Genomic DNA, 19,217 nt, shown 5'->3' on the forward strand with positions numbered 1-19,217 from the left:
GCCGAAACCCTCAAAACCACTGCTGCCTTCTATGCTGGTGGCTGTGGCGGTCCCCCTCGCCAAATCCCATAATTTTACTAGGCCAAGGAGCTTGCCAATGAAAAAGCTTGCTATCCGCAAAACCGAAACGCTCAGAACAACCGCTGCTTTCTATGCTGGTGGCTGTGGGGTTCGTTTTCCATAATCGTAAACGCTAACCGACAACGAATTAATGTGTGTAAAGGAGTTTTCCAATGAAAAAGCTTGCTATCCGCAAAACCGAAACCCTCAAAACCACTGCCGCTTTCTATGCTGGTGGCTGTGGCCCAATTCGCTTGCCATAATCGTAAGCGCTATACCGACGACGAATTAATGTGTGTAAAGGAGCTTTCCAATGAAAAAGATTGTTATTCGCAAAACTGAAACCCTCAAAACCACCGCCGCTTTCTATGCTGGTAGCTGTGGCCCAATCTTCGCCCAACCCTAGTTTCGGCTTGGATTCATTAAGCATCTTAGGGGGATTTTTATGAAGAAGCTAACAATTCGCAAGGCCGAAACCCTCAAAACCACTGCTGCCTTCTATGCTGGTGGTTGTGGTGGGCCAATTAGTCCTTTCCCAATCCTTGAACCTTAGTTTGTACTAATTGGAACACGTGTGTAAGGAGTGTTTTTATGAAGAAGCTAACAATTCGCAAGGCCGAAACCCTCAAAACCACCGCTGCCTTCTATGCTGGTGGTTGTGGCCCCATCGTGATTGGCCCAGGCCCAATCTTCATTGAACCATAGGATTATTGCAGATTCTTTGTGTGCGTAAGGAGAACTCTCATGAAAAAAATTACTATTCGTAAGGTAGAAACCCTCAAAACCACCGCTGCCTTCTATGCTGGTGGCTGCGACCCAAGTTTCCCCATCGGCCCAATCTTAGAAAATTAGGCCAAGCTAATATGTGAGTAAGCGAGCAGGAGAAGGTTTTGGTTAATCCCAAACACTAGAAGGGTGGGTCTGGTGCTATGACGAGTATGGTTGCTGCTTCGCCGAATCCTTTGTATGCTGCTTCAGCCTTTGTTGATGTGTATCCATTTGTGCGTCAGCAAGAGAGCGAAGAAGAGTTATTAATTGGGCGAGTTGATACTAATAATTTTATTATGCTGCCGAAAGAGGCAGTCGAGGTTTTGGATGATTTGGCGCAGGGCAAGAGTGTTGGTGAAGCCCAAGCCCTCTATGCCGAACGCTACGGCGAAATCCCCGATCTGGCCGATTTGCTTGAACAATTAGAATCTGAAGGTTTTGTTCAGCCACTGCATTCCGATACAGTGCGTTTTGGTCAACAATCCCCCGTAACTGCTGCTACTGCTAGCGCCAACCCCAATCAACCACGTGCTGTACGCTTTCACTTTACCTTCTTTCCAATCCGTTTGGCTCAAGTGTTGTTCAGCCCGATCTTACTGGTTTGCTATGCGCTCTTTATTGGTGGGGCGGCGGCAATCGTTGTAGCTCAACCATCAATTGTGGCCGGCTGGCGAGCCATGGTCGTCGATCAACAAATGGCGCTCTTTACCTTGATCATCATGCTGCATGGGTTTGTGATCACCTTTTTCCATGAGCTTGGGCATGCGGTGGCGGCCCGTTCGCGGGGAGTCGATGTGCGCTTTGGCATTGGGCGACGTTTATGGGTGATTGTGGCTGAAACTGATATGTCAGGCATTTGGTCGATTCAGCGCAACCTGCGATTTTTACCAATTTTTGCCGGCATGATTGTCGATTTGCTCAGTGCAGCAATTATGGTCTACCTCGCATTTATGCATCAACGCCAAATCATTAATCTTTCTGATTTTGGCTATATCTTGGTGCGGGCGTTTATGTGGAGCTACCTGCTGAATTTGCTGTTTCAATTTTATTTCTTTGTGCGCACCGACATCTACTATGTCCTCTCGACATGGCTTCGTTGCTCAAACTTAATGGGCGATACAGCAAATTATATGATCAATCGTTTCAATCGTTTATTGGGACGCGCTGAAGTTCATAATCAGGCAGCTATTCCTGAACGTGAGCGCAAGATTATCAAACGATATGCCTTTTTCTGGCTAATTGGGCGGATGCTGGCGTTTTATTCACTCTTCTTCTTAACCCTGCCAATTTTATGGAGCTATGCCAGCATTTTATTTGAACGAATGTTTGGTAGCGCCAGCGCTGGTATGCAGGTGCTCGATTCAATTTTGGCAGCCATTTTGATCTTTATTAGCCAAGCTGTTGGAATTTTCCTCTGGCTTTGGAGCTTGATCCGCAGAAAGGTTAGCGTCGATGACATCTAATACCAAGCAATTAATCATTTGGGTTGGCAATGCTGGCGAGCAACGAACTCAGGCTGCTCAAGCATGGTTAGCTGACCAAACTGCGGCACGAACTTGGTTGCTCAGCATGAATCGAGCCAATTTGGGCCATTGGGCCGGCTTGAATAGCTTTGTTAGCTCGCTATTACCAGCGATTAAGGCCCAAGCCCCCGAATTATTAGTCAAATATGATTATGAGTTGGCCTTGGTTTTGCCGCAATTGCAACGTGAATTGGCTGTGCGCAACCCAAGCCTCACCGATATTAGCAATCCCCAAGAGCGCACCCGCAATTATGCTGCTGATCGCGCCTTTCGGATTGTCCAAGGGCTGATTGATTTGGTCCATGAATTCCGCCAAACTGCGCCAGATCAGCCATGGGTCATTGTTTGTGATCAGTTTGATCAGGCTGGCTCGTTGGTAACCATGTTTTTCAAAGAACTCTTGCGGCGTGCCGACCCACGCATGAGCTTAACCATTGGCTTTTTAGTTGAACCCAACCAGCCAGAATTGCTGAACGAGTATCACAGCTGGCATGCGCATGTTGAGGTCGTGCAAGGCGCTTGGCAAGCTGATCCGCCGATTGTTATCGATCCGGCTGAGGCCAAACGCCAGCTCGAAGTGCTGGAACGTGAGCATACGTTTGATCCAATTGAGATTGAATTGCATCTGCCTCAATTGATTCAGCTGGCAACTGCCGCCAACGAGCCACGCAAACGCTTGGGTTTTATGCACGAAGGCTTGTCGATCTGTTCAACTCGTGGTTTATACGCCGATGCCTTGTATTATGGCGAGCCACTGCGAGTCGCCATGGAACACGAGTTTCCCAAGAGCGTCGATTTTCGCTTGAGTGCCTACTTAAAGCTCTACAATTGTTATATTGGGCTAAAACAAGCTGAACCAGCCTTGGATATTGCCGAAACTGCGGTGAGCATTACTGATAATCCTGCCCGTTTATATAGCTGGTATTATCTGATTGCAATGATTCATGCACGATTTGCCGAGCCACGCGATTTTGATAAAGCCGAGTATTACCTCGATTTAGGCATTGAAGCGATAAATAAAGCCGATATTCCAGCGCATGAAAAACTATTTCAATCGTCATTCAATCGCAATGGTTTAGCATTAATTCGTCACTTCCAAAAACGCCCCTTGGAAGCGATTGAAATTTGCCAAGAATGTTACAAAAATCTTGAAACTGGCTTAGATACCGAAGATCATAAGCTGCATCGCTCGGTATTGCTCTACAATATTGCTCAGGTTTACGATTCGCTCAAAGATTATCCAAAAGCAATCGAATATTATAGCTTGACGATTGAAATGGACCCCAACTACGCTGAATATTATAATGAGCGAGCCAATATTTATCTGCATATCGGCGATTATGCTGCTGCCGAACGCGATTACCAACGCTCAATCGAGCTTAGCCCACCCTACACCGAAGTTTGGACAAACCTTGGCCAGTGCTACCAAGTTCAAGAACATTTTGAAAAAGCCATTGGCGCATTCAGCCGAGCGCTCGATATTGACCCCAAAAATGTGGTTGCGCTCAATCATCGAGCTGAATGCTACGAGGGTTTGGGCCAAACTCAGGCGGCAATTGCCGACTACAGTGCCAGCCTAAAGCTGAAAACCAGCGAAGCCTCAACCTTTGCCAACCGCGCGATTCTCTACTACGAGTTGGGCGAAATTGAAGCTTCATTGGCCGATTTGAATACCGCCATCAGCCTCCAACCCGATCTCGCTGAGCTGTATGAAAATCGTGCGGTCGCTTTGGAAGCGCTCGAACGCCATGCTGAAGCTGAACACGATCGTCAACAAGCGATTTTGTTGGCCAAAGCCCACGAGGTTAATGGCTAAACTCTAATTTGTTGGCGAAATCATTGCTATACTGAGCCTCAAGGTGTTGCTGCCTTGAGGCTGCTTGTATTTGGGGGTGTCGATGCCAACCATATTTAGTCATGTTGCCCCTGCTTTGATAGTTGGTTTAGCACTTGGGCGTGAGCGTATGAGCCGTCCATTGCTGATTTGTGCTTCGATTGCGGCGATCAGCCCCGATTTCGATGGGATTAGTTTTTGGCTGGATATGCCACGGGGCACATTATTAAGTCATCGTGGTTTTACCCATTCAGTTGGTTTTGCAACGATTATTGCTAGTATGGGCGCGTCTTTCGCGCCCCGTTTGGGTTGCAAACGCTGGGTGGCTGGCTTAACCCTGTTTTTGGCGGTGCTCAGCCATCCACTCTACGATATGCTAACCAACGGCGGGAGTGGTGTGGCCTTGTGGTGGCCCTTCAGCAGCCAGCGGGTTTTCTTCGATTGGCGGCCAATTGCCGTGGCTCCGATCAGCGCAGCACGGCTTTTTTCTGCACGAGGCTGGAATGTCTTGCTTTCTGAATTAACTTGGATTTGGCTGCCCTGGCTGGGGATTGGCCTGATGTTGGCTTGGTTACGACGGCAGTATGATACGTCCAAAGCCCAAATGCATGCGTAGCATAACAATATCAATAGTGTGGGGTGATGCTCAAAATGGCGCAATTTGATGCGATTGTGGTTGGCGGTGGGCATAATGGCTTGACCTGTGCCTGCTATTTGCAAAAGGCCGGAATCAAAACCCTAGTGATCGAACGACGAGCGATCGTCGGCGGCGCAGTTTGCACCGAAACCATGTTTGGTGGCTATAAGATGGATGTTGGCTCATCGGCCCACATTATGATTCACCTGACTCCTGTAGTGCGTGAGCTTGAACTGCACAAATTTGGGCTTGAATATATTGATATGGACCCATTTGCTTGGTATCCATTGCCCGATGGCTCGGGGGCAATTGAATTTTGGCGTGATTTAGACAAGACGTGTGCTTCGATTGAGAAAATTTCACCCAAGGATGCCCATGCTTATCGCCAATTTGTGGCGTTGTGGGGGCCGCTCAATGAAGGGGTTTTCGATGTATTTCTCAAAGCACCTTCGCCTGCCAACTTAGGCCGCCAAATGCTAACGGGCCAATTCAAAGGCGAAAAAGGCACGCATCCGCTGGATATTCTGCGGCGCTTGTTTACCTCGTATGGACATTTGATCAACGAAACCTTTGAGAGCGAAGCAATGCGGGCAGCAATGGGATGGCTAGCAGCGCAATCTGGCCCACCACCGCACGAAATTGGCACCGGCGATTTTGCGGGCTGGCACGCGATGCTGCATGAAAGTGGCGCGAAACATCCGCGTGGTGGTTCGGGCATGTTGACCCAAGCCATGGCGGCACGCTTCAAAAGTGATGGCGGTACGCTGCTGCTTGATGCCCCAGTTGAACGGATTGTGGTGCAAAACGGCGTAGTGCACGGCGTACAATTAACCTCGGGCGAAACTTACACCGCACCAACGGTTATTTCCAATGCCCATGTGCAAACCACCTTATTAAAACTGGTTGAGCCTGAGCAACTGCCAAATGGTCTGGTCGAGCGGGTTGGCCGCATTCGCGTTGGCAATGGCTTTGGGATGGCGGTGCGCTGTGCTGCCGATGAATTGCCCGATTATCTGGCTGCGCCTTCTGGTGGTCGCCCGCATCCTTCACATCATGGGTTGCAATTGCTTTGCCCTTCGATCGACTACCTGAATCGCGCGGTTAGCGATTATGATCGCGGCGTGCCAGCGACCGATCCAGCGGTAATTGCCATGACATTTAGTGCAATCGACCCCGATGTTGCACCCAAGGGCAAGCATACGCTGTTTTTGTGGGGTCAATATCATCCGTATCAATTAAGTAATGGCGAAGATTGGGATAGCATTGCCGAGCGCGAGGCCGACAAATTACTCGAAGTCGTGTATCGTTATGCCCCCAATATGCGTGGCAAAATTAGCAACCGCTATGTGCAAACTCCCTTAACCTTGGAGCGCACCTTTGGCATGTTGCGTGGTAATGTGATGCATGTCGAAATGTCGTTCGATCAGATGTTTGCCTTCCGCCCGCTGCCTGAGCTTTCCGAATACCGCGTGGCGGGAATTAAGGGCTTATATTTGACCGGAGCCAGCACCCATCCTGGTGGCGGCGTATTTGCGGCCTCAGGTTACAACACCGCCCAAACCGTGCTCAAAGATCAGCAGCCATCACGTCAATGGGTTGGCTGGACGCTCGGGGCGGCTGCCGCTTTAGGTGTGGTGGCTTGGGCCAAGAAGAAGTAAATTGCTACGATAAACCGCCAAGTTTATAGCTTGGCGGTTTATCTTTTAAAATTAAACTTGTTGTTCCTGTTTTCAAGTTCGGACAATTCGTAAAAACCGTAAAATACTATTGATATGAGCACTTTTTAATCAATAATAGTACTTATTTGCTCAAAATAGTTTCAATTATCGCAACATTCGATATGCTAAAATCAAATATCGGTGCTGATTGAAAGACAAGGGTGCTATGAACAAAAAAACATTAACGAGTTTGTTTGCCGAGTCAATCTACCAAATTCCAGATTATCAGCGTGGTTATGCTTGGGAAGAAAAACAGTGGAAAGATTTTATACAAGATATTGATGCCCTGGTCGATGAGCAGGTGACCAGTCATTATACTGGAACCGTTGTAGTTTACGAAGGCCGCGACGCTGAAAAGCGACCATATGGCCGAAAGAAGCTAAAAGTGCTTGATGTGGTTGATGGACAGCAGCGATTAACCACCACTTGCCTCTATCTTTCAGTAATTATTCGCGCACTGATTCAGCATGGAGAGTCGGACTATGAGCGCGATATTGATGATTTTCTGTATGCAGGCGCAACCTGCAAGCTGAACCTCAATAATGAAACTGGCGACATCTTTTATGATCTTTTAAAGACAGGCTATGTCAATACCCCGCTTCAGTCGCCACATCAGCATCGGCTCGTCGAGGCCCACCGTCGCTTTCAACACCACATTAGCGAGCAGTTGCAGCAACGAGGTGGCGCTGGGGTCGCTTATCTCAAAGAATTGCATTATGCGATTACCCAAAAACTCAATTTTACCTTCTATGTGATCGAATCAGAAGCCGAAATTGGCATGACCTTCGAGTTGATGAACTCGCGGGGCAAGGATCTTTCGGTGCTTGAACTGCTCAAAAATTATTTAATGCACTGGGTTTCGCGCAACGAAAACAACCTTGCAGATCGTGAAACCCTCACCAAACTGATCAATCGCAGTTGGAAAGACACCTACACCAACCTTGGCGCAAGTTCGGGCAACAATGAAGATCAATGTCTACGCATCGCTTGGACGCTCTATTGCAGCCATTCCCCAGCCAATTGGCATGGGTATGAAGGCTTCAAAGCTGATGAATACATCCCGCTGAGAACATTTAGTAAACGCACGAAGGCCGAGACAAAAATATTTATCGAGCACTTTGTGATGGGCCTTGCTGAAGTTTCACATCATTATGCCAGCATTATCAATCCAACCACCACCACAGCGCTATTCGAAGCTGAGCGGATTTGGCTCAGCAAGATTCGGCATACCGGCAACATTGCCAATTTCTTGCCCTTGATGGTGGCAGCCCGCAAGCAATACCAAGCAGGGCAGATTAGCGAAGGCGCATACATCGACATGCTCAAGGCACTCGAATGCTATGCCTATCGTGTATTTCTTTGGGCAGCCCGCCGCAGCAATGCTGGTAAATCAAGCTTCTATCGTTGGGGATACGAGATCTTTACTCAGCCGCAACTGATCAGTGATATTACGCGCGGGATTCATCAACTGACCCGCTACTATGCACCTGAAGATGATTTTATCAACGGCAATGCCAACCCCAGCGATTGGTATAGAACTCGGAATCGCTTGAGGTACACCCTGTTTGAGTATGAGTTACATCTGCTTGCGACCGAGGGGAAAAATAGCGAACCACGACTTGGCTGGGATCAGCTCAGCGATTCGACGATTGAGCATATTCTGCCGCAGAATCCAGCAAAACATTCGCATTGGAATGGCGTATGGAACAAAACCGCGTTCAATGCAAGTGTCCACGATATCGCCAATCTTGTGCTTACCCACAATAATGCCAGCTATAGCAACTTTGAGTTTGCCCGCAAAAAGGGCCAACCAGGCCTAAGTCCTAGTTATAGCGATTCTGATATTCGCCAAGAACGTAAACTCGCGGCCTTTGCCGATTGGACTCCCAAAGAGTTTGCTGAACGCCGAAACGAGTTGATCATATGGATCAATCAGCGCTGGAAAACCGTCGGCGAACCCGACAATGCAACGTTGGAAGTCAACGACGAGGCTGATGACGATGGCATCGAGCATCAAGAAGGATAAATTAGTCTGCAAACCGCCAAGCCTGAAACTTGGCGGTTTATCTATCCAATTCAAAATTATTTTTTTGCGAACGCTTGTAGGTCTGAACAATTCTAACTATCGAAAGATTCATTAGTGAAAGCAGCACAAAGATGCTCAAACCCAATAGAAGGCTATTATGTTGCAATAGTTTGATTACAAAGCGAATTAAGACTGCCCCAATCGCATAAATAATCAAACCTACTATAATCGCTCGAGCTTTACTCCAGGGCCTAACATAAGGTGGTGGCGCTTGATACATACTCTCTCCTTGGGTCACAATCCTCAACTCATTATACAAAGATTCTCCTACGCAAACAGAGCATTCTCGGCCAGCAAGCAGGGTAAAAATTGACAAAGTATTAAGCATAGGCTATGCTTGCCATAACTGCGTGGGCTTGGCAACGCACATTCATGCCATAATGCATGCCGATAGCCGTGATTGCTATCAGCAACCAAGTTCCATTCGAGGAGTCTTCGTTCCATGACAGAGAAGCGAACTCCGCGGCGACGTGTTCAACGGGCACAAACGCAAAACAACGCCGAAGTTATTTTGCTACCAGCTCCTAACCACACCACTACCGCATTTCGCCAAAAATCTGATACTGGCCGGATTGAGTCACTCAATCGTGGTGGCCGCTCTGCTCAACGACGGCGCAAGCAAGAACAACGCGCGGCCTCGATTGCGCGATCTTCGCTAGCGCAAATCGCTGGCACACCTACTCGTGCCCCACAAGCAATTTCTGAGCCAAAACAACCACGGCGCTCATTCAAAGCCGCCGCTCAATCGGTGCGTCAGCGTTTGCAGCTTCAACGCCGTTTGGTTGCACATAGTGTGATCCTGTTGGCCGCCTGTGTGGTGGCTTGGGGTCGCGGTTTTCCACTTAATCCAGTTTCTGATAATGCCACTAATCAAGCAATTCCCGAGGTTTTAGCTGCGGCCCAGTTGGTCGATGAAGTTGAAGCAGGTAATTTCCAACGGGTTGTGATCCCAATTTCAGCTACTCAGCCCCAAAGTGTTGGTGGCGGCGAGCATGAAGTTGTGGTCGATGTTGGCCCTGCTCTCATCAAACCAGCGCCAGAACGTGGCCCGGCCTTTGTGGCAACCCACTTGGTTGCTAACGAAGAAACCATCGCCGATATTGCTGCCAAATATACAATTACTCCAGAATCGTTGATTGCAGCCAATAATTTGACTGGCCCAGTCGCGATCGGCGAAACCTTGCGAATTCCACGGGTTTCGGGGGTTCCACACACAGTCAGCGAAGGCGAAACGATCACCGATATCGCCGAACGCTACAGTGTTGGTGCTGATGTAATTATGACCTTCCCACCCAATGGCTTAGATCAGGGCCAAGCCTTGATTGCTGGACGCGAAATTTTCGTGCCTGGAGCATCGTTGGCGGGAGTGCAAAATGTTTCAGTGCGCGGCGCAATCGATTCAATCAATCAAAAATCACAAGCCGCCGCAATTGTGCTGGCTGATCGCACCAATTTGCGCGAAGGCCCAGGCACGGCCTACGAGAAAATCGTCAAGGTCAATGCTGGCGAGCGTTTACAATTAATCGCCAAACACGAAGTTTGGGTCAAAATTCGCCAAAGTGATGGCGAAGTGGCCTGGGTTGCCCGCGAAGTTGTGAGCATCCCCGAGGAAGTTTGGTCGGCCTTGGAAGAGACCGATAACTTTCCGCCGCCGCCACCACCACCACCAGTTTGGGTTTGGCCAACCTATGGCGATTTGACCTCAGGTTTTGGCTATCGCAACTTTAGCGTTGGGCGGTTCCATAACGGCATCGATATTGCCAACCGCAAGGGCACGCCAATTTCAGCTGCCCGCCGTGGCACGGTGATCGAGGCTGGTTGGTGTAGCGGCTATGGCTATTGTGTCAAAATCAGCCATGGCTCTGGGATGGTCACCGAATACGGCCATATGATGTCGAATCCAGTGGTTTCCGAAGGCCAAGAGGTCGAGGCAGGCCAATTGATCGGCTATATGGGCAGCACCTATGATCGAGCTGGCGGTGGCTACTCAACGGGGGTTCACCTGCACTTCACCATCAAGGTCGATGGTACCGCAGTTAATCCACTCAAGTACCTACCCTAATTCAGCCAACTGTTGAGCTAGCGCCAGTGCCAATCGCATTGGCGCTTTTTTTTGCCAACAATGGTCGTTTCAGCGTGCCGTTGGATTCTCATTCATCGGCAATCACCATCTGCATTCCCAAATATTTAATGTATCCTATAGAAGCCTTGTTCACCACCCTTCCGTCCCGCCTCAAGGCGGGATACGCAGGAGGGTTTTCATCCCCCTGCACCCCCAAATATTTATCCTGTGGAAAGTTATGATTATTGCAACACCCTAACCTTGGTGCTCTTTGCGACAGATTGCTGATTCCTGAACCCACATTGACAACGCCTCTGTAATAAACAATCTCCAACTAACAATCAATGAGTAGGAAGCAACAAAACAAAAGCCTACTCGCCATTGAGTAGGCTCTGCTAGGTGGGAACCGTGGCTAGCGGAAGGGCGGTGCTAGCCACGACCTAATTGCAAGACTTGCTGACTCCGTTCACGCCCACTGGTCGTCAGTTCAAGTTGTTGGCCTTGGCAGCGCACCAAACTTCGCCGCTGAGCCAGATCAAGCACTCGTTGCGCAAACTTGTTATTCCATTGCAATTCGCTTTGCAAATGGTCAATCGTGCTTTCATGGGCAGCGTCGGGGCTACCTTCGTGTTGCAACAGGTGCACCAAGAGCGTATCGGCAGCAAATTGAATTCGTTGGCGAGCCAAGCGCTGTGCCCGGGCAACCAAGCCTTGTTTGGAGCTGAACAACAAGGCCAAGCCAAATTCAACTCCGGTAACTGTGGCAATTGCGCCTGCAACCGAGCCATTCAGCATAAAGGCTAAGCCAAAGCCAGCAACTGCGGCAATCGCTCCAGCCGCAATCGCCAAGCCAATCATCCACGGCAGGCGGTCGGTCAGCAAATAGGCCGTGGCCGCAGGCACAATCATCAAGGCCACCACCAAAATCGCGCCAACCGCCGTAAATGCACCAACCGTGGTAATTGAAACCACCGCCATCAGGCCATAGTGAATGAGAATTGGCGAAAAGCCAAGGGTTGCTGCTAAGCCAGCATCAAAAGTAGCCAATTTGAGTTCTTTGTAAAACACACTAATAAAAATCAAATTGATCAAACATAAGCAGCCCATGATCCACAGCGATTGCGGCCCTAAATCGGTTTCGCCAAGATACCAATGGTCGAAGCCGACAAACTCGATGTTGCCATAGAGCACCGCATCGGCATCAAGGTGAACATCGGCATAATATTTCGAGACGAGGAAGGTTCCCAAGGCAAACATAGCTGGAAACACAATCCCAATTGCCGATTCGCCGCCAACGCGCTGGGTATTTTTGAGCAACTCAACCAAGCCTACGGTAATCAGGCCTGCCAAGGCTGCCCCAAAAAAGCCTGCCAATAAACTTGGGCCTTGCGCAATGAAATAGCCCGCTACCAAGCCTGGCAAAATCGCATGGCTAATCGCGTCGGCCAGCATCGCCATGCGCCGCAAGATGAGAAAACAGCCAAGCGAGGCACAGGCAGCCGCCACCAAAATTCCAGTCAGAATAATTGCAAACGTGCTACTCATTGGCTTATTCTCCTTTGGCTGGCTGAATTTCGCGGTTACGTGGCTCGTTGTTCAGCGAATGGTTTTGACGGATTTTCGCCCAAACCAAGCCACGGGCTGGCGCGAACAAGAGTGAAATAGTCACAATTGCGGTTAAGCTCAGGATAATCATTGGCCCAGTTGGCACATGCTGTTGCCCAAGGCTCAGCATGGTTCCGGCGATGCCTGCGCTTGCGCCAAACACGCCTGACAGCACCAACATCACGCTTAATCGATGCGTCCATTGACGCGCTGCAACCGCTGGCCCCACCAACATCGCCGCCATCAACACCACACCCACCGTTTGCAAGCCAATCACGATTGCCACCACAATCAAACTGGTGAGCAAAATGCCCAGCCGATTGGGTGGAAAACCAAGGCTGGCGGCAAAGGCGGGATCAAACGCCAATAGCTTAAATTCTTTATACAGCAACACCAAACAGCCCAGTGCCAAACCACCCAAAATGCTCATCGTTAGCACGTCGGTAGCAACCAAGGTCGCTGCTTGGCCAAACAAAAAGCGATCAAGCCCAGCTTGGTTGGCATCGTTGCGCTTGGCAATATAGGTCAGCAGCAAAATCCCAACCCCAAAAAAGACGCTCAGCACAATCCCCAAGGCGCTATCTTCGCTAATCCGCGTATCGCGCACAATGCGATTGATTACCAGCGTGCCAACCCAACCAGCAATGCCCGCCCCCAGCAAGAGCACAATCGGCGCTTTGGAGCCAGTCAATAAATAAGCGATGGCAATGCCTGGCAAAGCGGCATGCGAGAGCGCATCACCTAGCAAACCTTGGCGACGCAAGACCGCAAAACAGCCCAAAATGCCGCTGACAATGCCTAAGACCATGGCTCCCAAGGCCACATTGCGCAAGGTGTAATCGCGAAATAAATCTAAGATACTCATGCAGCACCTCGAATCAGGCTTTGGGTTCGGCCACCATAGGTTTGGCTAATATTCTCGGGTGTCCAGATTGTTTTCATCGGACCAGCAGCGATCATGCGTACATTCAACAAGGCCACCCAATCAAAATATTCGGGGGCTGAATCAAGGTCGTGGTGCACGCAGATCACGGTTTTGCCGTCCGAGCGCAGTTGTTGCAATAGGCTGATGATCGCTCGTTCGGTCACGGCATCCACGCCGACAAACGGCTCATCCATCAGATAAAGTTGGGCACGTTGGGCCAAAGCGCGGGCCAAAAAGACCCGTTGTTGTTGGCCGCCGCTGAGCTGGCTAATTTGGCGTTGGGCAAAATCGGCCATGGCCAGTTGCTCTAAACAATGCAGCGCCCATTCGCGGTCGGCTTTGCTGGGTCGTTTGATCCAACCGAGTTGGCCGTAGGTTCCCATCAACACCACATCCAAGGCATTAGTCGGAAAATCCCAATCGACGCTGGAGCGTTGTGGCACATAGCCAACCATCCGGCGTGCTTTGGCATAGGGCTGGCCAAACATCTCGACCGTACCAGCCGCCACGGGCATCAAGCCAAGTGTCGCCTTGATCAAGGTTGATTTGCCTGCGCCATTTGGCCCAACAATCGCCGCCAACACGCCCGTTGGCACACTCAAATCAATATCCCACAACACCGGCTTATCTTGGTAGGCCACAGTTAAATCGTGAATTGCAAGCGGTTTTGCACTAGCGTTCATATGGTTTGGCTCCTTTATGAGGGGGCAGGAATGACTTACAAGGATAGGTTGTTAACAATGATTGGGTGGGATTTACCATCGATTGCCATGCCCTCACCCCCTACCCCCCTCGCCCGCCGAGCGAGGCGAGGGGGAACCACCGGAGCATGAGCGGTGGAACGCCCCTCGCCCACCGCAGTGGGAGAGGGTTGGGGTGAGGGAACGTTACAATTGGTTTTTCATCCAATGAACCATTACACCTAACCACTGACTACTGGCCCCTCGTCACTACTTCAACGCATTAACAATCGTGGTGACGTTATGGCGCACCATGCCGATATAGGTTCCTTCTTCAGTGCCAGCATCGCCCATGGCATCGGAGAACAACTCGCCACCGATCGCCACATCCCAGCCGCGTGATTGAACGGCTTTTTGGACAGCATTAATCGTGGTTTGGGGCACGCTGGATTCGACAAAAATCGCTTTGATTTGGCGAGTTTGAATAAATTCGGCTAGGCTTTGGACATCGCCTGCCCCTGCTTCGCTAGCCGTACTCAACCCTTGCAAACCGCGCACCTCAAAGCCATAGGCTGAGCCAAAGTAGCCAAAGGCATCGTGAGCCGTAATCAGCACACGGCTTTGGCTGGGCACGGTTGCAATCAAGGCCTTAACTTCTTCATCCAAGGCGGTCAGTTCTTGGGCGTAGGCAGCAGCGTTGCGCTGATAATCGGCTGCATGAGCTGGATCATAGCTCGCCAAGGTTTCAACGATGATGGCAATCGTATCGCGCCATAAAATTACATCGAACCAAACATGCGGGTCGAAAGATTCGCCGCCAGTTGCATGCAAGCGGCTTTGATCGATTTGGCTGGTGACGGCAATCGTTGGTTTTTGGCGATTGAGCTTTTCGAGCATATCGGTCATGCGGCCTTCAAGCTCCAAGCCGCCATAAAAAATCAAATCAGCATCATCGAGAATCCGCACATCGCCAACGCTGGGTTTGTAGAGGTGTGGGTCAACACCTGGCCCCATCAAGCCAAGCACTTCGACATGCTCGCCACCAACATGCTTGACGACATCGGCAATCATGCCCACGGTTGCCGCTACCCGTAGCGGGGGATTAGCGCTGGTTTGTTGGGCAAAACTGCTAGGGCCACAACTTACCAGTAGCAATACCAGCAATACCAAAAGATTTTTTCGTTGCATAGAACTACCTCATTTTAATGATAAAATAAATTATTTAGGCATACCTAAAAGCGGTAAGTAAAAAAGAGCGTCTAAATTGAACGCTCGATTTGCACTTGAATGCGCGTTGCCAAGCGTGAATCAAGCACCTGTTGGGTTTGCTCAGCACCAACCCACAAGGTCAATGGGCCATCAAACGGTGCTCGGGCAATAATTGTAATAACGTTGTTGGGAGTTAAACCTAGATCCGCCAGGTAGCGCAAACGAGCAGCATCACGATCTTCAACCTCGACGATCCGCGCAATTTGATTCAGCTCCAACAAAGCCAATGAGCATGAATCACGCTGCGGAATACTGCCATCGCGGGCCGGAATGGGCGAACCATGGGGATCAAATTGGGGATGCCCCAAATATTCGGCAATTCGTTCTTCCAGCGCTTCAGAGAGCACATGCTCCAACACTTCGGCCTCATCGTGAACTTCATCCCACGACATGCCAAGGGCTTGCACCAAATAGAGTTCCAGCAAACGATGGTGACGAATCATCTCAAGCGCGATTTTCTCGCCAATCTCGGTGAGCCGCACCCCATAACGAGCCTGATAATCGACTAATTCTAAACTCTCGAGCTTTTTGAGCATCTCGGTGATGGTGGGCGCACTAAACCCGAAGTAACTAGCCAGCCGACCGTTGGAGACAGGCGCTTCCTCTTGTTGAAGGGTATAAATTGCTTTCACATAATCTTGTACGCCTGCCGTAATTCGCATAACCTATCAATCCTTTCTTTTAGGTACCACCTAAGTATAAAGTTGATTGAGGTTAAATGTCAAGTGGTTATCAAACGTGTGAGGATTCGGTCAGACAGCTGGCTATCGGCGATCAGAACATTCGTAGGATTTCAATGATCCCTACATCCCATAGCCGATAGCCTCATTATCCTTAGTGGCTTTACTCCGATCCCCGATCCCCAACAACTGATCCCCAATTGCTAATAAATTGGCAAATAGCGATCAAGCTCCCATTGCGAGACGTGGCGGCGGTAGGCATCCCATTCTTGGGTTTTGGCCTCGATATAGCGCTCGTAAATGTGTTCACCCAAAGCTTCTTGGATCACACTATCACGTTTTAATTCTTCCAAAGCTTCGCCCAAGGAAACAGGCAAGGTTTTCAGGCCACGGGCAATTGGGTCAACGTGGTACAAATCTTCTTCGGCTGAGGGTGGTGGCATGAGTTTACGCTTAATCCCATCAAGGCCAGCAGCCAACATCACCGAGAAGGCCAAATAGGGGTTGGCCGATGGGTCGGGGCAGCGCAACTCAATCCGCGTGGCTTGGTTCGAGCGGCCAGCACTGATGCGCGGAATGCGCACGAGCGCTGATCGGTTGGTACGGCCCCAACTAACATAAATTGGTGCTTCATAGCCAGGCACAAGCCGTTTATAGGAGTTGACCAGCGGAGCCAGCACGGCGGTCATGCCCAAGGCATGGTCAAGCAAGCCTGCGGTAAAATGCTGCGCCAACAACGATAAATTGTTGGTTTCGTGATCATGAAACTCATTGCGACCCGTTACGATCGATGACAAACTTTGATGAACATGCATACCCGACCCATTGATCCCAGCAATTGGCTTGGGCATAAAAGTGGCATGCAAGCCATTTAATTGGGCAATTGCCTTCAGTACCGTGCGAAAGGTGACGGTATGATCGGCGGTGGTCAAGGCATCGCCATATTCAAAATCAATTTCATGCTGGCCAATCGCTACTTCATGATGGCTCGCTTCGACTTTGATCCCGAAGGTTTGCAATGAAGCTACCATTTGGCGGCGAATATGGGTAGCATAATCAGTTGAAACATCAAAATAGCCCGCTGCATCGTGGGGCAACGGAATCAACTCGCCGTTCGGGCCTGGTTTAAACAAGAAAAATTCTAATTCAGGCCCAGTATTATAGATAAAGCCCAATTCGGCGGCTTGGGCCAGCGTGCGTTTGAGCACATGGCGCGGGTCGCCAGCAAATGGTTGATCATCAGGCGTGTAGACATCGCAAATAAACCGCGCGGTGATATAATCGCCGGTGCTCTCCCATGGAATCACCGCATAGGTATTGAGGTCGGGCACCAAATACATATCGCTTTCGGCGATGCGGGCAAAACCTTCAATCGATGAGCCATCGAACCATACACCATGGTCGAGTGCTTCGTGAATTTGCGAAACAGGAATCGTCACATTTTTAATAATCCCCACAATATCGGTAAATTGGAGATTAATAAACTGGACTTTTTGTTCGACAATTTTTGCTAAAATTTCTTCTTTTGTGACTGGCATAACCTGAATGCTCCTTCGCTGACACCTAGCCACTGTGCATAATAGCCCAGTTGAGTTTGCTCATTATAGGGCAAAATAGCCAAAAATACTTGCTCGTACTTTGGGCAACTTGCCCGAATTGGCCTAGCCTTTGATCGCTGACCCCTCGGAGCTTCAAGCGGCAATTGGTTCTTGTAAAAGTACGGCAAACCAGCATTTGACAAAATACGCCGTTACGAGTAGAATACTCAAGCCCTAAACCAAACGGCGCATTCGTCTAGCGGCCTAGGACGTCACCCTTTCAAGGTGAAGATCACGGGTTCGAATCCCGTATGCGTCACCATTTGCACTCACTGTCCACGCAGTGAGTGCTTTGTTTTAACTCCTCCCACACTCCATTTAACCAAAACTTGACAATTCTTAATCGATTATGGTACTGTCTTGATTACTAAATCCAATGAAATAATAAAGTTTATTCAGTCCTCAATCGCATTGCTGCCCGCATCATCAACAAACAAGTTTCAATAATCCGCAACGTCCTAGACAGGAGTACGTTATGGTTCGCAAATGGCGTTGGAAATTCGCTTTGGTTAGCCTATTAACGACCGTTTTAGCCGCGTGTGGTGGCGGCAGCGCAACCCAAGCTCCTACCACCAATCCCAATCGGGTCACGCTGACGATTGAAAGCTGGCGCAGCGACGACCAAAAGGTCTGGACTGAGCAGATTATCCCGCTATTTGAAAAGAGCCATCCTGATATTCATGTGGAGTTTCGGCCCACCGCGCCGACCGAATACAACGCAGCGCTCAATAGCAAACTAGAGGCTGGCACTGCTGGCGATCTGATCACCTGCCGGCCTTTTGATGTTTCATTAGGCTTGTATACTGCGGGGCATTTGACTGCACTCGACGATTTGCCAGGCATTGCCCATTTTAGCGATGTAGCCAAGAGCGCTTGGCAAACCGACGATGGCAAGACGCTCTTTTGCTTGCCAATGGCCTCGGTGATCCATGGCTTTATCTACAACAAAGCGATTTTTAACGAGCTAGGTTTGACTGAACCCAAAACTGTCGATGAGTTTTTCGCGGTGCTCGATAAAATTAAGCAAGATGGCCGCTATACACCATTGGTGATGGGTACTGCCGAGCAGTGGGAAGCAGCAACCATGGGCTTCCAAAACATCGGGCCAAATTATTGGTTTGGTGAAAATGGCCGTAAAGCGCTAATCGATGGCAGCGCCAAATTATCCGATGCGGCCTATGTTTCGACCTTAAAAGATTTGGCACGCTGGGGCGATTATTTGCCCGATGGCTTTGAAGCAGTCAAATATGCCGATGCTCAGATGTTGTTTGCCTCAGGCAAAGGGGCAATTTACCCCGCTGGCTCGTGGGATATTAGCTATTTCAACCAAAATGCCAAATTCGAGCTTGGCGCATTCAAAGCTCCGGTTGCCAAAGCCAATGATCAATGCTTCATCAGCGACCATACCGATATTGGAATTGGGATTAATGCTAAGACTGCCCACATGGCTCAAGCCCGTACCTTCCTTGAGTGGATGACTGGGCCAGAATTTGCTGGCGAATTCAGCAATGCCTTGCCTGGCTTCTTCAGCCTCTCGGATTATCCAGTGAGCTTGAAAAATCCCTTGGCCCAAACCTTTGTTGATTGGCGCAAACAGTGTCAATCGACAATCCGCAATTCCTACCAAATTCTCTCACGCGGCGAGCCAAACCTCGAAAACGAACTCTGGCGGATCAGCGTTGGGGTGATTGATGGAACATTTGCGCCTGAAGATGCGGCCCAAGATCTGCAAAAGGGCTTAGATAATTGGTACAAAAAGCCCTAGTTTGCCC

General features: G+C 49.7%; 15 protein-coding genes and 1 tRNA gene. 9 read left to right on the plus strand and 7 right to left on the minus strand.

The window, feature by feature from the left end:
- The 6 genes from DEF47_RS05450 to DEF47_RS05475 all read left to right on the plus strand — a co-directional run.
- Positions 1–184, plus strand: a 184-nt coding sequence (locus DEF47_RS05450; protein ID WP_287045009.1) for a hypothetical protein, incomplete at its 5' end; no start/stop codon positions are given.
- A gap of 805 nt (positions 185–989) precedes the next feature.
- Entirely contained in the window at positions 990–2,291 is a 1,302-nt protein-coding gene (locus DEF47_RS05455; protein WP_012191545.1) for a site-2 protease family protein, read from the plus strand.
- Entirely contained in the window at positions 2,281–4,167 is a 1,887-nt protein-coding gene (locus tag DEF47_RS05460) for a tetratricopeptide repeat protein (protein WP_012191546.1), read from the plus strand. Before DEF47_RS05455 ends, DEF47_RS05460 begins: the two co-directional genes overlap by 11 nt.
- Before the next feature lie 82 nt (positions 4,168–4,249).
- Positions 4,250–4,801, plus strand: a complete 552-nt coding sequence (locus DEF47_RS05465; RefSeq protein ID WP_012191547.1) for a metal-dependent hydrolase — start codon at positions 4,250–4,252, stop codon at positions 4,799–4,801.
- Between the two features lie 35 nt (positions 4,802–4,836).
- Positions 4,837–6,480 carry a phytoene desaturase family protein gene (locus tag DEF47_RS05470; protein WP_012191548.1) on the plus strand — a complete coding sequence of 548 codons (1,644 nt, stop codon included), beginning with the start codon at positions 4,837–4,839 and terminating at the stop codon, positions 6,478–6,480.
- 226 nt (positions 6,481–6,706) lie between these two features.
- A complete protein-coding gene (locus tag DEF47_RS05475) occupies positions 6,707–8,566 on the plus strand; it encodes a DUF262 domain-containing protein (protein ID WP_012191549.1) in 1,860 nt (619 codons plus the stop codon).
- Between the two features lie 37 nt (positions 8,567–8,603).
- Here the strand turns inward: DEF47_RS05475 and DEF47_RS05480 are convergent, their stop codons facing one another.
- Positions 8,604–8,846, minus strand: a complete 243-nt coding sequence (locus DEF47_RS05480) for a hypothetical protein (protein WP_041304788.1) — start codon at positions 8,844–8,846, stop codon at positions 8,604–8,606.
- Positions 8,847–9,068: 222 nt separating this feature from the next.
- Here DEF47_RS05480 and DEF47_RS05485 point away from each other — a divergent pair, with 222 nt between their 5' ends.
- The gene (locus DEF47_RS05485) at positions 9,069–10,688 is read left to right on the plus strand and encodes a peptidoglycan DD-metalloendopeptidase family protein (protein ID WP_012191550.1); all 1,620 of its coding nucleotides are present in this window, start codon (positions 9,069–9,071) and stop codon (positions 10,686–10,688) included.
- A 429-nt stretch (positions 10,689–11,117) separates the two neighbouring features.
- Here DEF47_RS05485 and DEF47_RS05490 read toward each other — a convergent pair whose 3' ends face one another.
- The 6 genes from DEF47_RS05490 to glnA form a co-directional block, all read right to left on the minus strand.
- Complete coding sequence (locus DEF47_RS05490; RefSeq protein ID WP_012191551.1) at positions 11,118–12,233, minus strand: metal ABC transporter permease; 1,116 nt, start codon at positions 12,231–12,233, stop codon at positions 11,118–11,120.
- A gap of 4 nt (positions 12,234–12,237) precedes the next feature.
- The gene (locus tag DEF47_RS05495) at positions 12,238–13,158 is read right to left on the minus strand and encodes a metal ABC transporter permease (RefSeq protein ID WP_012191552.1); all 921 of its coding nucleotides are present in this window, start codon (positions 13,156–13,158) and stop codon (positions 12,238–12,240) included.
- Complete coding sequence (locus tag DEF47_RS05500) at positions 13,155–13,901, minus strand: metal ABC transporter ATP-binding protein (protein WP_012191553.1); 747 nt, start codon at positions 13,899–13,901, stop codon at positions 13,155–13,157. The genes DEF47_RS05495 and DEF47_RS05500 overlap by 4 nt, the downstream gene beginning before the upstream one ends.
- A gap of 267 nt (positions 13,902–14,168) precedes the next feature.
- A complete protein-coding gene (locus tag DEF47_RS05505; protein ID WP_012191554.1) occupies positions 14,169–15,086 on the minus strand; it encodes a metal ABC transporter solute-binding protein, Zn/Mn family in 918 nt (305 codons plus the stop codon).
- 71 nt (positions 15,087–15,157) lie between these two features.
- A complete protein-coding gene (locus DEF47_RS05510) occupies positions 15,158–15,829 on the minus strand; it encodes a metal-dependent transcriptional regulator (RefSeq protein WP_012191555.1) in 672 nt (223 codons plus the stop codon).
- A 221-nt stretch (positions 15,830–16,050) separates the two neighbouring features.
- Entirely contained in the window at positions 16,051–17,385 is a 1,335-nt protein-coding gene (gene glnA, locus DEF47_RS05515; protein ID WP_012191556.1) for a type I glutamate--ammonia ligase, read from the minus strand.
- Between the two features lie 245 nt (positions 17,386–17,630).
- On the opposite strand from glnA, the gene DEF47_RS05520 reads away from it, so the two are divergent.
- Both DEF47_RS05520 and DEF47_RS05525 read left to right on the plus strand, forming a co-directional pair.
- Positions 17,631–17,707: transfer RNA gene (locus tag DEF47_RS05520), tRNA-Glu, on the plus strand.
- 213 nt (positions 17,708–17,920) lie between these two features.
- Positions 17,921–19,210, plus strand: coding sequence for an ABC transporter substrate-binding protein (locus tag DEF47_RS05525; protein WP_012191557.1), 1,290 nt, complete (start codon positions 17,921–17,923; stop codon positions 19,208–19,210).
- The last annotated feature ends 7 nt before the right edge of the window (positions 19,211–19,217 follow it).

Origin of the sequence: Herpetosiphon sp. (assembly GCF_003512625.1) — a bacterium.
Taxonomy (GTDB): Bacteria; Chloroflexota; Chloroflexia; order Chloroflexales; family Herpetosiphonaceae; genus Herpetosiphon; species Herpetosiphon aurantiacus.